Here is a 14,995-nt window from a genome sequence, read left to right on the forward strand (position 1 = left end):
GCGCGGCCCCTAATCGGGGGGCCGCGTCCTGCGCGTCAGCGCGCCGTCGCCGCGCTGATGCGTCCGTTCGCCAGATCGTCGCGCAACCGCACCTTATCGATCTTGCCCGACGCGGCGAGCGGCATCGCGTCAACCGCGGCGACCTGATCGGGCAGCCACCAGTCGGGCACGCGCCCGCGCAGCAGCTCGATCAGCCCGCGCGCGTCGCCGGCTTGTGCCGCGTCGACATCGACGACCAGCACCGGGCGCTCGCCCCATTTCACGTCCTCGCGCGCCACCACCGCGACGTGGCGGACGCTCGGATGCGCACCGACGATCGCCTCAATCTCCGACGGGTTGATCCACTCGCCACCCGACTTGATCAGGTCCTTGGCACGCCCATTGATCGTCAGATTGCCGTCCGTGTTGATCGTCGCCAGATCGCCCGTGTCAAAATATCCTTCGGCGTCGAGCACGCTTTCCTCACCGCCGAAATAGCGCTCGACCACGCTGTGTCCTTTGACCATCAACCGCCCTTCGACCCCGCGCTGCTCCGGCAGGGTCGCGCCGTCACCGTCGACCAGTTTCAGGTCCAGTCCCAGAGGAGCACGGCCCGCACCCGTGCTCGGCACGCCTGGCGGTGCGATCGCACCGACCGGCGACAATTCGGTCATGCCCCAGCTCGTCTGGATCTCGGCGTCGAAGCGCTCACCCAATCGCTCGAGCAGCGCGTCGGGGCACGCCGAACCGCCGATCACGACGCGGGCGAGGTCGGGCAGCGTCTCTCCGCCGCGCTCCAGATGGTCGGCAACGCCGAGCCATACCGTCTGTACCCCCACTGCCAGCGTGACACCCTCGTCGCGCATCAGCCGCGCGAGGCTTGCGCCATCGAGCGTGCGTCCTGGCAGCACCAGCTTCGCGCCCACCGCGGGTGCGGCGAACGGCAGGCCCCAGCCGTTGGCGTGGAACATCGGCACCGCGAGCAGCAGCGTCTCGCGCGCGGTCAGCCCGACCGCGTCGGCCTGCAACGCGCGCAGCGTGTGAAGGTAGTTCGAACGGTGGGTGTAAGTGACGCCCTTTGGCTTCCCCGTCGTTCCCGAGGTGTAGCACAGTCCGGCCGGGCTTTCCTCGTCGAATACGCCCCACTCGGCGGGTACACCGGCGCGCGCGAGCAGCTTCTCGTACCCCGCGACTGGTACCGGCAGGTCGACGGGCACGCCCTCGTCGTCGAGCACGATCACCTGGCGCACGCTGCGGCAGCGTGCCAGCGCCGGCGCGACCAGCGGCAGCAGGTCGGCGGCGACCGCGATCACCTTGTCCTCGGCTTCATCGATGATCGCGGAAAGGTGATCGGCGGAAAGCCGCGGGTTGAGCGTGTGGCACACCAGCCCCGCCCCCATTGCGGCGTAGTAGAGCTCGAGGTGGTGGATCGTGTTCCACGCGAGTGTTCCGACACGGTCGCCCGGCTCGAGCCCGAGTGCCAGCAGCGCGCCCGACATCAGGTTGCTGCGCGCGCGCAGGCCGGCGTAGCTCGTCCGCCGCATGGAGCCGTCTGCCCGCGCCTCCACCACCTCGCGCGCACCGTGCCACTTGGCCGCGTGATCGAGGAACTTATCCACGGTCAGCCGATAATGCTGCATCTGTTATGTCCGTTGGCGTGGAAGGTTGGCGGCGCGATGCGCATCAGAACGACTTGAACAGCTTCACGCCATATTGCTGAGGCGGCCCGGCGAAATAGAGCCGGCTGTTGAGCGCGCCGGGATAATGCTGGTCGAACAGGTTGGTGGCGTAGGCAGTGACGATGAACGAGCCGTGCTCCCACGCGAGTTGCGCGTTGAAGATGTTGCGCGCCTCCAACCGATCGCCGAGTGCATTGTTCTCGAACAGCGTCGCCCATTGCGGCGCGACATGGCCATAGTTCACGCGCGGAACGATCGTGTCGTCGCCAACGGTCAAGCGGTATTCGGCGCCCGCGTTGAAGGTGAAATTTGGTGCGTAGGTCTGCTCGCGACCATTCAGGTCGACGCACGACGCGCGTGCCGGGCCGGTCTGCGGATTGCACGGCAGGATCGCGGCACCGACCGGCGGCACGCGCGAGTCGACCGCGAAGAAGCGACCGACGCTGCTGTGGAGCACGTTCGCCCCTGCGTTGAGCGAGAAGCGGCCCAGCCGCAGTTCGGCCTCGGCCTCCGCGCCGTAGATCTTGGTCTTGTCGCGGACGTTCAACTCGATCCCGAACGTCGGAAAATCGGGATAACCAATCGTGACCTGGAAGTTCTTGTAGTCGTTGTAGAAGCCGGTCAGCGTCGTGCGCAGCTTGCCGTCCAGCAGCGTCGCCTTCCATCCGGCCTCATACGACGTGACCTTCTCGGGCTCGAACGGCGCCGGGTTCCCGAGGCCGACTGGCACATTCAGCCCGCCGGGGCGGAAGCCGGTCGCGACGAAGCCGTAGAGGTAATGGTTTGGATTGACCTTCCAGCCGAGCGACACCTTGTAGGAAAAATCGTCCGACGACGTTTCCTGCGACGACCTGAGCGGCACGCCGTATTGTCGCACGTCGACGTGGTTGGTCGACTTGCTGTCGGTGTAGCGGCCGCCCGCCTCCAGCTTCAGATCGGGCGTGATCTCGAAGCCGACCTGCGCGAACGCTGCGAGCGAGCGCGTCGGGTTGCGGCCGTCGAGCCGGTATTCGGTCGCCGGATTGCCCGCGGGTGCGCCCGTCGTGAACTGGAACGGCGGCAGGAAGAAATAGGTGTTCCACACGCCGAACGCGCCGACGATATAGGTCAGCCGCCGATTGTCCGGCGAGATGATGTTGAACTCCTGCGTAAACTGCGTCTCGGTCACGTTGTCGAAGAAGGTCACGTTCGCGGCCGCCGTGCCGTCGAGGTCGGCACGGTAGCGCGTATTGCCGTTCTGAATGCCCGACACCGAACGCAGCTTCAGCCCGCTCTCGAATTCGTAATCGACTTTCAGGATCGAACGGATGAACTTGTCTCGCGCCTCCTGCGGGGAGTTGGCAGAGATGTCGAATAAGTCGCGGTAGTTAGGGTTGGGCGTGTTGGTGCCGGGGAACACGCGGAAGTTGTTGAGGTACGGGCTCGCCGGATAGGCACCCATGTCGAGGTAATCCACGTCGGTCTTCGACAGGATCGACAGCCCTTCCACCGGCTTCCACAAGATGCTGACGCGTCCCGCTGCCATGCACAGGTCATTGTTGGCGTCTTTTCGTGCCGGTCCGGTAATGTTGTAGAAGCCGTCACGGCGCTCGCCAAAGAGCGCGACGCGTACCGCCAGTGTGTCACTGACCGGCAGGTTGACCGCGCCCTGCAATCCGACGTCCGCGTAATTGCCAACCTGCCCCTGAACGTAGCCCGTCACCTTGCCGCCGATGATCGGATCGTTGGTGTTGACGAACACCGCGCCACCCGTCGCGTTCTGCCCGACAATCGTGCCCTGCGGCCCACGCAGCACCTGGATGTTGGCGACGTCGAAATACGGCTCCTGCTGGAAATAGCCGGGAAATGACGGCACGCCGTCGCGATAATTGATGACGCCCGTGGTCGTCTGCGTGTTGCCCTCGGCCTTGCCGATTCCGCGAACGTTGAAGTTGTTGCCCTGGCCGAAATTGTTGACGACCACGCTTGGGGTCGCAAACTGCAGCGCGTCGACATTTAGCACGCCCTTGTTGGCGAGATCGGTGCCCGAGAGGACCGAAGCAGCGACCGACGTTTGCATCAGGTTCTCCGCGCGGCGCTGAGCGGTCACAACGATGTCGTCGCCCATCGCTGCGTCCTGATCGTCGGCGGCGCCGGTGCGCCCGGTCGTGGCTGGCTGCTGTGCCGCCGGGGCGGCGGCCTGACCCGTTTCCGGGGTTTGCGCAGATGCTGCGCCCGACCAAGCGAGTGCCATCAACGACGCGCCAAAAGGTACCAGTGCCCTCATCATCCGCTCCCTGTCCTGCCGGCGCTTATCGACGCCCTTGCTCCGCATCCTGACCGCTCCTCGCTTTTGAGGCAAGCGGAAACTCACATGTGAGTGAAGGTAGGCAGCGACGATTGCGTCTTGTTGCCCATTTCCTGGCAGCGTGCCTCCTTCGGTTTTGTGTTTGGCAAGGAATTAACGTTATGCCGGCCAAGTCAAAGTTCGGAACCGACCGGGAACTTACCGACGAGGCAGCAGGGTAAGACGCGGCGCGATGTTCGCGCCAGTTGACCTTAAGGGTCGCCTAACCGCGCCACCTTGTGGAGTGTAGCGGCTACGTCGCAACGACTGCCGCGGCGTCTGGCGTCGGACCGGTCGTCGATTGCCCCCCTTCATGCACACGGGTCGACGATCGCGACGGGATCGCCCTTGAGCGAGACGTGAACAGGGGCGTGGTCCATGTTCAAGTCGAGCGCACCCGTGCCGAGCAGCAGCCACGCTTTCCCGGCAAGCGTATCAAGATTGAGCTGCTGCTAGGCCCTTCCGTGGAGCAAGTCGGATCGGCTGAACGAACAGCGGGATCTCGCATCAAACGCCCGGCAGCCATTCCGCTCTTCACCATCCGCGGACGTCTGAAGCCCTTTTCTTGCGCGAACAATCGTCCGCTTTCTCGCGAGTCCGGCCCAGAAGCGGCCACGCCGCTTCCCACGACCGATGGGCGTTCGAGACCCCGTGCCCCCTCCTGAACAAACGGCAGCGTACCGCAGTGGACTGCCTGAAAGCGGACAGGCTGCCTTCCACCACCTTCAAACGTCCGAAGCTCAGTCAATTTCACCTGAACGAACGGCGGCTTGACGCTCGCGGTCGTCCTCAAGCCGACGAGCCGCTTTCCATCAACGTAAGGCGTTCAAGCCGCCTGCCTTGCCGTCTGAACGAGCGGCCGCTTACATGCAGTGGCCGCCAAGAGTCGACGAGGGGGGTGCAACTCTCGAAAGAGCTCGACCCTCAGCTCACCTACCTGACGACCGAATGTTGCATGCTTCGCCTAACCCTGCTTCTTCAGTATCGTGAAGAGCGCGCCCTCTCTGTAAGTCGACAATCGATGTGCGATCGGCAAGACGTCAAGCACCGAGATTGCGGAACGATGTACGCCATCGAAAAGCGCGTCTGCGCCTGCAGCAGTAAAGATACGTTCACCATCAAACGCCATAAATCGATTGGTCGCTCGTTCGTGAACACCGAGCAGCTCATAAGCTCGTTGCGTGTGCTGCTGAGCATCATCCTTCCCAAAACAATCCGGAGCTCCCGCCTGCAAGCGATTCTCTACAAGATGGTTCCACTTTCGACCCCACCCACGAGATGTTTGAGCCCATGAATGATCAACGAACTAGCTGGCTTACTTACCATATTCATCGGGAAGCCCGCCTTCGAAGCGGAAGAAAACACCATCATCCCCAGCGCGTAGGCCACGTTAAGATCTCTACCAAAACCAAGGTTCAGGCTTTCATATAGGTCGGAGAATCCGACGTTCCCCTGTTCCAGAATACCGGCGAGCTCGTTTACCTGGCGCGGCGTGTAAGTTGCCTGTAGAACTGTATACAGATTTACTGGGTCTGAAGACAAAAGCACTGAAAAAGACATTATATTCCACTCTACTTTGGGTTGGTGCATGCATGCTATGCAAGCACGGTGTGTCCGAGGCCTTCGCGAAGGGCAATGTAGCGAAGGCTGGGCGCAGTAGCCTTCTAAGCCTCCGATGTTCCCAATCTGCATACGAAAACGAAGAAACTTACTTTTCTCTCAAGTTGCTATACGGCGTAACTCAATTAGGGCGTCGCAACCGAGGGTCAGGATGCGCTGAACACAGCCGAGACGTGAAATCAGCAGGAAAGAAACGCCGCAGCAGAGGGTTAGGAGAGATGCCGCAGCGGGTGGTGCCACGTCGCCAACCTTTTAAGCGTCAGGATGAGAACCTGTTGGCTCGACATCGATAGTGTCCTCTGTTGCACTTGATCGCGCGTGACTTGAGCACTCCCCCGAAACGCAGGGGTAGATTCCGATGGCTGCCCGCAGCGAGTGGCATTACATCGCGTTGGGCAAGCCCACGCAGAACGGGTTCATCGAGAGCTTCAAGGGTCGCATGCGCGACGAGCTGATCAACGAGACGCTGTTCTTCACCATCAGCCAAGCCCGCTCGACCCTGGCGCGCTAGGTCGACGACTACAGCACCGAACGACCCCACTCGTCGGTGGGTTATGCCACTCCGACAGCCTTCGCTGCCGAACTCGAACAGCAACGGGCGGGGTTGACCCCACCCGTTGCTTCACCTGCACTCATGCGCGACAACTCAGGCTCTGCTTACCGCTGGACGAAAGGCGGAGGTCACGTCAGATCCAGGCGGCACGCGTCACCGCAAATGATGGCAATTGGTCACATTCGCACTCGTTGCCACTTGAACGCTGCGAAAATAGTCTAATCTGCTCCGCCCTTACGCAAGGCTTCCAAATGCTCTGCCCACACTCGCAAAGCGGCTTTTTTCTCAGCGTAGTAATTGTGGCGATTGTAGACAGCCTGTAAGCCGGGCAACTTGTGATTAAGTACACGTTCTACCACATGAGGTGGAATCACCGGATGTCCATCGTCGTTTAACAATCCGTTCATCCCAGTTCCGACAGACCGTCGAATATCATGTATCGTAATCGGCTCAAAATAGATTCCGTTATTGTTTGCACTCTTTTCCATCAGCTCGTTGAGCGTCTTCGTGATCTTACTAAATCCGCTCATGGGCTTTTGAGGGTTCAAACGTGTAGGCCATACGAGTTGCTGCCTCGGCTCACGCTTACTTGCCGCTTTATCCAACAGGTCTACTGTCGGCTGCGACAACGGCAGAAGAAGCTCTTGACCGTTCTTAGTGCGTGATTTTGGAAGGATCCATTCTCCTCGATCAAGATTAAGCTCAGCCCACCTAAGGCCGAACACCTCCCCACGCCTAGCACCGGTGTACAATGCCACGATCAGAGGATCAGTGAATGAAGATTCAAGTTTGTTAAGGACATTGACAAACAGCTTCAACTCTTGATCCACCATGACCCGCTCGCGAGATTTGGAAAGAGCAAACTTTGTAAGGTGCTCAGAAGGATCTACCGTGAGGTCCGTGACATGACGACCTTTGGTAGTGGCCCACCGAAACAAACGCTTTAAAAGACTCTCGAGGCGGTTCGAAGCGATAGGGGCTACTGCTAACTTCGCCTGTAATATATTGGCTAAGTCTTTGTGTGTGATATGGAAATAGATGTTATCACCGATAAACGGCTTCACATCTCGATTATACAGGCGAAGCTTTTCCCGCGCTGACTTCCGCTGATTACCTTCGTGCATCATGTATTGCGCGAATAGCCAATCACAAGTTCGCTCAGCCAGCCTTTGCCGCTCAGCCTCCTGTCTGCGAGACTCTTCCGTGGGATCAACGCCGCAATCAAAGGATTGATTTATGCTGAGCGCCCATTCACGCGCCTCTTGTAGCGAGAAACGCGAAAGTGGACCAAGCGTAAGCTTTCTTGTGGACCCCTTAAATGAACGTCGTAGTATCCAGGAATGACGCCCTGTAGGTCGCTTCAAGATACGAAGTCCGGACTTATGGTATCTAGCACCTCACCTTCACCTGGAATCCACAGAATTGACTCTACAAACTTGTTTGTCAACCTTTGTGCAACCATAACACCTCCTTCACCAAAGGGATGTAGGAAGCCGAGGGCCCATCCATGATAAAGGCAAACTAACACTTCAAAAAGAATCAGCGACAGCTCAGACGCCATGGCTTTTCTTAGTGTCGAGATCTATTGATGGCAGAGTTACTCCCTGACCCAAGCTCCGCAAGGCGCCCGCACCGAGCAACCCGCTGGGGCTGACGAGCCAGCAAGCGGAACGGCTGCGGCCGTCCTGTTACAAATGACACGGCAAGCACGGGGTGAGGTACCGGCGGGTGCTCAGCGGCCTTGTCTTCGTCAACAAGAACGAGCTTCGCTGGCGAAGTGCACCCGTAGTCTTCGGTCCGCAGGAGATGGTACACAGACGATGGAAGCGCCATGGTGCGCCAGTCGTGTCCGCGCGCATTTTGACGAGCTGACGGCGATGGAATCGAGCCGAAGAGGATCGTTATTGACGCGGCCTACTCTAAAAACAAAGCTGACGCTATCGGTTGCGCGAGTGAACAACAGAGAGATCGGTCGCCTGGTCGGACGTTACCGATGGCGGCATAAGCACCAAGCTCCACGCGATGGCTGATGCGAAAGGCCGAGGGTTGTGCTTCTTCATGGCCTCTGGCGAAGTCAGCGACCACACGGGAGCGGCGGGACTGCTTGCTGACATGCGCGAGGCTTAGTCGCTGCGCAGCACCACGGCTACGATCTCGAGTCGTTAAAGACGCTATGTACGCCACAGGCATCATGCCCTGCAATTAGGCGTGCGACCACGTAGAGGGTTGGCCAGATCGGACAGTCACAAGCGGCGAGGTGACTACATAAGGAACATGATGAACGTTCGCAGATAGTATTGAAGGGTCATGATGACCATCGACGTCGGCAACTAACGACCGCCTCACACTCCTCCCTATCCGGCAGGACAGCGGCGTATCTACAAACCGTATCGAGAGCGTTCATTAGGATACGCTGACTAACGCTGGTGCCAGTAATGTGCCAGTTGCTCACTTACCTCAAAGTTACGTTGCTTAACGCCAATTGACACAACAGCATCGAAAACCCGCTTTAGGTTGAGCCAAAATGGCTAATTACGTCAGGCAGTGTCAACTGAGGTTAAACAGTAGCGATCTCTTAATCAGCGGGTCCTTGGTTCGAGCCCAAGTGCGTCCACCACCTCCCTCGGGAAGCTCCTATCTCTGCTACGATTGGTTCGCCTCGCAAGGCCAGCACTTTCCGCCATTGCAGGATGTCGCTGAGCGCAGATTTCTAAACTTCTGCATGGTTGGTGCCGCAATATTCACCACCGAGGAGAGTGTGGCCTCCAGCTTGCTCCGGGCTCACATCTCGTATCGAAGCGTGGTTCCGACACGACCGTCTCGGGGTCGCCTTACCAAGTTGACCAGATTCACCCCAACGCTCAGCAGGCGCATCACCAACAACCGACCGGCGGCGTGACGATCACGCCGCCGGTTGCGTCGTCTTAGTCGCGGATCGCTGCGCCGGCATTCTGGAGCGCAGCACCGGTGCGGTCGGCGGCGCGGTCGCCAGCGCGATCGATCTTTTCGCCCGCACGGTCGGCGGCCGCGTCGGCGTCACGGGCCGCATTCTTGGTCGCGGCAGCGGCGCGGTCGCCCGCGCGGTCGAGCTTCTCGCCGGCACGGTCGGCGGCGGCGGCCACGTCATCGGCGGCGCGGTCGGTCGCGGCGGCGGCGCGCGATCCGACGTTCTTGGCATCGTCACCGATCGCGTCGGCGGCCTGCGCGGTCTGCTCCTGCGCACGCTCGCTGCACGCGGCGAGCGGGGCTGCGGCCATCGCCAGCGCCAGACCGAAATGAATCTTCTTCATACATCCTCCCGAACAAGGGCGCGCGGCGCCCGACCATTGCGGCCCAGGCAGGATCGCTCCCGCCCGGTCACGGCGTGATCAACCCGGCAGGCGGCGTAACTGTTCCGCCGCAGAAACGACGCCACGGCGTCCAATACCGAGCCTGAGATTGCAGTGGTGCGACGCGCGCGATCATGCCGTCGTCACATTTGTCGGTCACGGCATTGCAATGCGTTACCTAGCCCTCGCCGTCTCGGCACTCCTCGCCCTGCCCAGCCCCGCCCTTGCCTGGGGAAAGACGGGCCACCGCGTCGTCGGCGCGATCGCCGAGCCTCTGCTCACCCCCGATGCGCGCGCGGGCGTCCGTGGCATCCTGGGCGTCGAGACGATGGCGGAGGCGTCAAACTGGCCCGACTTCATGCGCGCCGATCCGGCGCCCTACTGGCAGCACGATTCGACGCCGTGGCATTACGTGACGGTGCCCAAGGGCAAGACCTATGCCGAGGTCACGCCGCCGCCCGAGGGCGACGCGGTCACCGCGCTGCGCCGCTTCAGCGCGGTCGTGCGCGATACGGGCAAGCCACTCGCCGAACGTCAGGCGGCACTCCGCTTCATCATCCACATCGTCGGCGATCTCCACCAGCCGCTCCACGCCGGCAACGGTACCGACAAGGGAGGGAACGAGGTATCGGTGACGTTCTTCGGCCGCCCGACCAACCTCCACTCGGTATGGGACTCGGCGCTGATCGACGACGAGCAATTGTCGTACACCGAACTGAGCGCGTGGCTCGGCGCGCGGATCACCCCGGCGGATCGCCGCGCCTGGGCGAGCATCGACCCGAACGTCTGGATCGCCGAAGACACCGCGCTGCGCGACCAGATCTACCCGACCGATCCGGCGCTGTCGTACGGCTATATCTACCAGATGAAGGCGCGGCTGGAGCAGCGGCTAGAGATGGGTGGCGTCCGGCTCGCGGATTATCTCAACGCACTGTTCAAACCCGCGGGCAAGCGGCGCTGATACGAGAGGGGCGGCGTGTCGGAAACACGCCGCCCCCTTACCCGTCGATCGGCGGTCGGTCAGGCGAGTGCGTCGGCGACGACCTTGTTGACGATCTTGCCGCCGCGGACGTTCAGACCCTCCATCAGCCCCGGATTTTCCTCGCACGCCGCATAGCCCTTGTCGGCGAGTGCGAGGCCGTAGGGGAGCGTCGCGTTGTTGAGCGCGTGGCTCGACGTCAGCGGCACCGCGCCCGGCATGTTGGCGACGCAGTAATGGATCACACCGTCGACCTCGTAGGTCGGCTCGGCGTGCGTCGTCGCGTGGCTGGTTTCGAAACAGCCGCCCTGGTCGATCGCGACGTCGACCAGCACCGCGCGCGGCTTCATGTGCGCGAGCATCGGACGCGTGACGAGCTTGGGCGCCGACGCACCGGGGATCAGCACCGCGCCGATGACCGCGTCGGCCTCGGCGATCTCCTGCTCGATCGATTCGAGCGTCGAGACGCGCGTGCGGACGCGACCGGCGAAGAGCTCGTCGAGCTCGCGCAGCCGCGGGATCGAGCGATCGATGATCGTAACCTCGGCACCCAGGCCGACCGCCATGCGCGCCGCGTGCGTGCCGACGACACCGCCGCCCAGCACGACGACGCGGCCCGGCTGCACGCCCGGTACGCCGCCCAGCAGCACGCCGCGCCCGCCGTTCGGAGCCTTCAATGCGTGCCCCGCCGCCTCGATCGACAACCGGCCCGCGACCTCACTCATCGGCGCGAGCAGCGGGAGCTGGCCGCGCGCGTCGGTGACGGTTTCGTACGCGACCGCGGTCACGCCCGAGGCCATCAACCCCTTGGCCTGCTCGGGGTCGGGGGCGAGGTGGAGGTAGGTGAACAGGATCTGGTCGTCGCGCAGCTGGACCCACTCGCTCGGCTGCGGCTCCTTGACCTTCACGATCATCTGCGCGCACGCGAACACTTCCTGCGCGGTGTCGACGATCTCCGCACCCGCCGCGCGGTAAACGTCGTCCGACGCCGCGATGCCGAGCCCGGCACCCGCTTGCACCAGCACCTCGTGCCCGTGCGCGACATATTCGCGCACCGCACCCGGCGTCAGGCCGACGCGATATTCGTGATTCTTGATTTCCTTGGGCACACCGACGCGCATCGCGACTCTCCTCACGTTTGCCGCCTTTTACGGCGACGGTTGCGCCAATTCCCGGCAAAGCGCGCGCGCGACTTGCCGATGACCGCCCGTTTCCTGCATCATAAATGCCGATGACGCAGCATTCCGAACCGCTCGACCGGATCGACCGCCGCCTGCTCGGCGCCCTAGTGGAAAACGCGCGCGCGACCGCCTTCGCCCTCGCCGAGCGGATCGGGCGCAGCGCCACCGCGATCGCAAGGCGGCAACGCGCGCTCGAGGAAAGCGGGGTGATCGCCGGCTACGCCGCGCGGCTCGATCTCGGCCAGTTGGGCCTCGGCACCACCGTCCACATCAAGATGACGCTGGAAAGCCAGCGTAAGGACGTGCTCGACGCGTTCGAAGCATCGATCGCCGAAAGCCCTTCGGTGGTGCGCTGCGACCTGATGTCGGGATCCTACGATTACCTCGTCACCGTCCAGGCGCGCGACCTCGCGCATTTCGCCGAGGTCCACCGCGAGGAACTGTCGCGACTGCCCGGCGTCACCAGCATGGAATCGGGCTTCGTCCTGCGCGAGGTCGTCGCCGCGCGGCTACCGCTCCACCTGCTCGATTGAGGTGCGATTGGAACCCGAACGGGTCCATGATAGCTTCGCTCGCATGACCGAGCATGTGCCGATCACCAACGTGCCGACGCGCGTGAAGCTGCGGGTCGAGGACTTTCTCTCGCTCGATCGCGACGGCGCCTTCGACGGCTACGGCAAGACGGAGCTGATCGACGGTGAGGTCACCTACATGAACGCGCAACACCGCCCACACGCGCTCGCGAAAATGGCGTTGTACGATGCGCTGCGTGATGGCCTTCGTGCCGCATGCTCGACGTTACACGTCATGGTAGAAGCCAGCGTTACGTGGGCGCCCGTCGACGTGCCCGAGCCCGACCTGCTCCTCACCGCCGAACCGCACGGCCCTGGTCCGGTTCCCGGCACCAGCGTGTCGCTGGTGGTGGAGATTGCGGACGCGACATTGCAATCTGACCTAGGCCGTAAAGCGGCCCTCTACGCCCGGCACGGAGTGCCCGAATATTGGGTAATCGATGTGAACGGCCGGACCATCCACCAGCTATGGTCGCCCATGAACGGCGGTTACGGCGATCATGTCCGGCATGAGTTCGGCACGGTCATCGCAGCTGCCACCATCGCCAATCTGACGGTCGAAACCAACCATCTCTGACGATCAGCGTACCCGCCAGTACGCGAACGCCTTCGCTTGCTCGGCAGCGACGAACCGTTCCGCCTCCGCGCCTTCCCACGCTTCGCGATAGCCAAGCCGTTCGGCGAGCGTCGTCCACCATCCCTGCCCCGGCAGCCGATCGCCCTCGCGCACTACCAGCACGGCAAGCGCCGGTTCTCCGGCTTCCTCGCCCGCGGCATCGATCGCGTCGAGCGTCTTGCACAAGGCGCGCATCTTCGGCCGGGTGAAGCGGTGGCCGAGCGCGCGCAGCAGCTCGGAATAACTCACCGCCCGCCCCTCGCGCGCCGCCGCGACCAGCAGGGCGCGCACCAGCGCCACATCGGCGATCGTGCCCGGCCCCTCGACGGGCACGATCCCCTCCGCCTCCAGCCAGCGCGACAAATCATCGCTCGGACCGGAGGCGCCCCGCATCAGCGTGTGAGCTTCTTGTACGCCAGCCGCGTCGGACGGTCGGCGGCATCGCCCAGGCGACGGCGCTTGTCTTCCTCGTAGCTCTCGTAATTGCCCTCGAACCATTCGACATGGCTGTCGCCCTCGAATGCGAGGATGTGGGTGCAGAGGCGATCGAGGAAGAAGCGATCGTGGCTGATGACCACCGCGCAACCCGCGAACGTTTCCAGCGCCTCTTCGAGCGCGCGCAGCGTCTCGACGTCGAGGTCGTTGGTCGGCTCGTCGAGCAGCAGGACGTTGCCGCCCTCCTTCAGCATCTTCGCCATGTGGACGCGGTTGCGCTCACCGCCCGAGAGCTGGCCGACCTTCTTCTGCTGGTCGGGCCCGCGGAAGTTGAATGCGCCGACGTAGGCGCGCGTGCCCAGTTCCTGCTTGCCGAAGCGGAACACCTCGAGCTCGTCGGAGATTTCCTGCCACACGTTCTTGTTCGGATCGAGGTGGTCGCGGCTCTGGTCGACGTAGCCGAGCTTGACGGTCGAGCCGACCTCGATCGTCCCCGCGTCGGGCTGCTCTTGCCCCGTGATGAGCTTAAACAACGTCGACTTGCCCGCGCCGTTGGGACCGATCACGCCGACGATGCCGCCCGGCGGCAGCGTGAAGTCGAGCCCGTCGAACAGCAATTTGTCGCCGTACGACTTGGTCAGCCCCTTGGCCTCGATCACCTTGCCGCCCAGACGCTCGGGCAGCTGGATCAGGATCTGCGCCTTGCCCGCGACGCGGTTCTCCTGCTTCTCCATCAGTTCGTCGAACGCGCGAATACGCGCCTTGGACTTGGTCTGGCGCGCCTTGGGGGTCTGGCGCATCCAGGCGAGTTCGTCGGCGATCGCGCGCTGGCGCCCGGCCTCCTCGCGCTCCTCCTGCTCCAGTCGCTTGGCCTTCTTCTCCAAATAGCCCGAATAGTTCGACTCGTAGGTGTAATACCGCCCGCGATCGAGCTCGAGCACCCAGTTGACCACGTTGTCGAGGAAGTAGCGGTCGTGGGTGACGAGGATGACGTTGCCGGTATATTCCTTCAGGAAATTCTCCAGCCACGACACGCTCTCGGCGTCGAGGTGGTTGGTCGGCTCGTCAAGCAGCAGGATGTCGGGCTTTTCGAGCAGCAGCCGGCACAAGGCGACGCGGCGCTTCTCGCCGCCCGACAGGTTGGTGACGGGCGCGTCGGACGGCGGGCAGCGCAGCGCTTCCATCGCCTGTTCGAGCTGGCTGTCGAGCGACCAGCCATCGGCGGCGTCGATCTTCGCCTGAAGATCGCCCATCTCCTCCATCAATGCGTCGAAATCGGTGTCGTCCTTGGGATCACCCATCTCGGCCGAGATCGCATTGAAGCGTTCCACCATGTCGGCGACCGGACCTGCACCCAGCCGCACGTTCTCGATCACGGTCTTGCTGTCGTCGAGCTTGGGCTCCTGCGGCAGATAGCCGACGCGCACGCCCTCGGCCGCCCACGCCTCGCCGACGAAATCGGTGTCGATCCCGCCCATGATCTTCATCAGCGTCGACTTGCCGGCGCCGTTCGGGCCGATGATCGCGATCTTCGCGCCCGGGATGAATTGCAGGTGGATGTTGTTGAGCACGGGCTTGTTCGCGCCCGGGAAGGTCTTGGTCAGACCCTTCATGACGTAGGTGTACTGGACGGCCATGGGTCGCCTTCTCGCGTGATGATGCTGCGGGGAAATTCGTTCCGCTCGCATGTAAGGCCCCCGTGCGGCGTTGGCAAACCGGCAGGTGC

11 protein-coding genes and 2 pseudogenes are annotated in these 14,995 nt (G+C 62.7%); 5 read left to right on the forward strand and 8 right to left on the reverse strand.

Annotated elements, in window-relative coordinates; genetic code table 11:
- Positions 1–35: 35 nt before the first annotated feature.
- A complete protein-coding gene (locus KZ810_RS09915; RefSeq protein ID WP_219768910.1) occupies positions 36–1,619 on the reverse strand; it encodes an AMP-binding protein in 1,584 nt (527 codons plus the stop codon).
- A gap of 43 nt (positions 1,620–1,662) precedes the next feature.
- Positions 1,663–3,924, reverse strand: coding sequence for a TonB-dependent receptor (locus KZ810_RS09920; protein WP_258044694.1), 2,262 nt, complete (start codon positions 3,922–3,924; stop codon positions 1,663–1,665).
- 745 nt (positions 3,925–4,669) lie between these two features.
- Between KZ810_RS09920 and KZ810_RS09925 the strand changes: the two genes are divergently transcribed.
- Together KZ810_RS09925 and KZ810_RS09930 are read left to right on the forward strand one after the other, a co-directional pair.
- Positions 4,670–5,278: a hypothetical protein gene (locus KZ810_RS09925; RefSeq protein ID WP_219768911.1), complete on the forward strand. Its 609-nt coding sequence runs from the start codon at positions 4,670–4,672 to the stop codon at positions 5,276–5,278.
- A gap of 699 nt (positions 5,279–5,977) precedes the next feature.
- Positions 5,978–6,190 (forward strand): annotated as a pseudogene (locus KZ810_RS09930) (integrase core domain-containing protein); the annotation flags it as partial.
- Between the two features lie 185 nt (positions 6,191–6,375).
- On the opposite strand, the gene KZ810_RS09935 reads toward KZ810_RS09930, so the two are convergent.
- From KZ810_RS09935 to KZ810_RS09940, 3 genes and pseudogenes are all read right to left on the reverse strand, one after another.
- On the reverse strand, positions 6,376–7,284 hold the full coding sequence (locus tag KZ810_RS09935; RefSeq protein ID WP_258044695.1) for a tyrosine-type recombinase/integrase: 909 nt from the start codon (positions 7,282–7,284) through the stop codon (positions 6,376–6,378).
- A 69-nt stretch (positions 7,285–7,353) separates the two neighbouring features.
- Positions 7,354–7,524, reverse strand: a pseudogene (locus KZ810_RS17435) (Arm DNA-binding domain-containing protein); the annotation flags it as partial.
- Between the two features lie 1,557 nt (positions 7,525–9,081).
- Complete coding sequence (locus tag KZ810_RS09940; protein ID WP_219768913.1) at positions 9,082–9,447, reverse strand: hypothetical protein; 366 nt, start codon at positions 9,445–9,447, stop codon at positions 9,082–9,084.
- 208 nt (positions 9,448–9,655) lie between these two features.
- On the opposite strand from KZ810_RS09940, the gene KZ810_RS09945 reads away from it, so the two are divergent.
- On the forward strand, positions 9,656–10,447 hold the full coding sequence (locus KZ810_RS09945) for a S1/P1 nuclease (protein ID WP_219768914.1): 792 nt from the start codon (positions 9,656–9,658) through the stop codon (positions 10,445–10,447).
- Positions 10,448–10,506: 59 nt separating this feature from the next.
- Here KZ810_RS09945 and ald read toward each other — a convergent pair whose 3' ends face one another.
- The gene (gene ald, locus KZ810_RS09950; protein ID WP_219768915.1) at positions 10,507–11,586 is read right to left on the reverse strand and encodes an alanine dehydrogenase; all 1,080 of its coding nucleotides are present in this window, start codon (positions 11,584–11,586) and stop codon (positions 10,507–10,509) included.
- Positions 11,587–11,696: 110 nt separating this feature from the next.
- Between ald and KZ810_RS09955 the strand changes: the two genes are divergently transcribed.
- Both KZ810_RS09955 and KZ810_RS09960 read left to right on the forward strand, forming a co-directional pair.
- Positions 11,697–12,179: an Lrp/AsnC family transcriptional regulator gene (locus tag KZ810_RS09955; protein ID WP_219768916.1), complete on the forward strand. Its 483-nt coding sequence runs from the start codon at positions 11,697–11,699 to the stop codon at positions 12,177–12,179.
- Positions 12,180–12,222: 43 nt separating this feature from the next.
- On the forward strand, positions 12,223–12,795 hold the full coding sequence (locus KZ810_RS09960) for a Uma2 family endonuclease (RefSeq protein WP_219768917.1): 573 nt from the start codon (positions 12,223–12,225) through the stop codon (positions 12,793–12,795).
- A 3-nt stretch (positions 12,796–12,798) separates the two neighbouring features.
- Here the strand turns inward: KZ810_RS09960 and KZ810_RS09965 are convergent, their stop codons facing one another.
- Positions 12,799–13,227, reverse strand: a complete 429-nt coding sequence (locus KZ810_RS09965) for a ribose-phosphate pyrophosphokinase (protein ID WP_258044697.1) — start codon at positions 13,225–13,227, stop codon at positions 12,799–12,801.
- The gene (gene ettA, locus KZ810_RS09970) at positions 13,227–14,906 is read right to left on the reverse strand and encodes an energy-dependent translational throttle protein EttA (protein WP_219768918.1); all 1,680 of its coding nucleotides are present in this window, start codon (positions 14,904–14,906) and stop codon (positions 13,227–13,229) included. Before ettA ends, KZ810_RS09965 begins: the two co-directional genes overlap by 1 nt.
- Between the last annotated feature and the right edge of the window lie 89 nt (positions 14,907–14,995).

Source organism: Sphingomonas citricola (genome assembly GCF_019429535.1).
Lineage (GTDB): Bacteria > Pseudomonadota > Alphaproteobacteria > Sphingomonadales > Sphingomonadaceae > Sphingomonas > Sphingomonas citricola.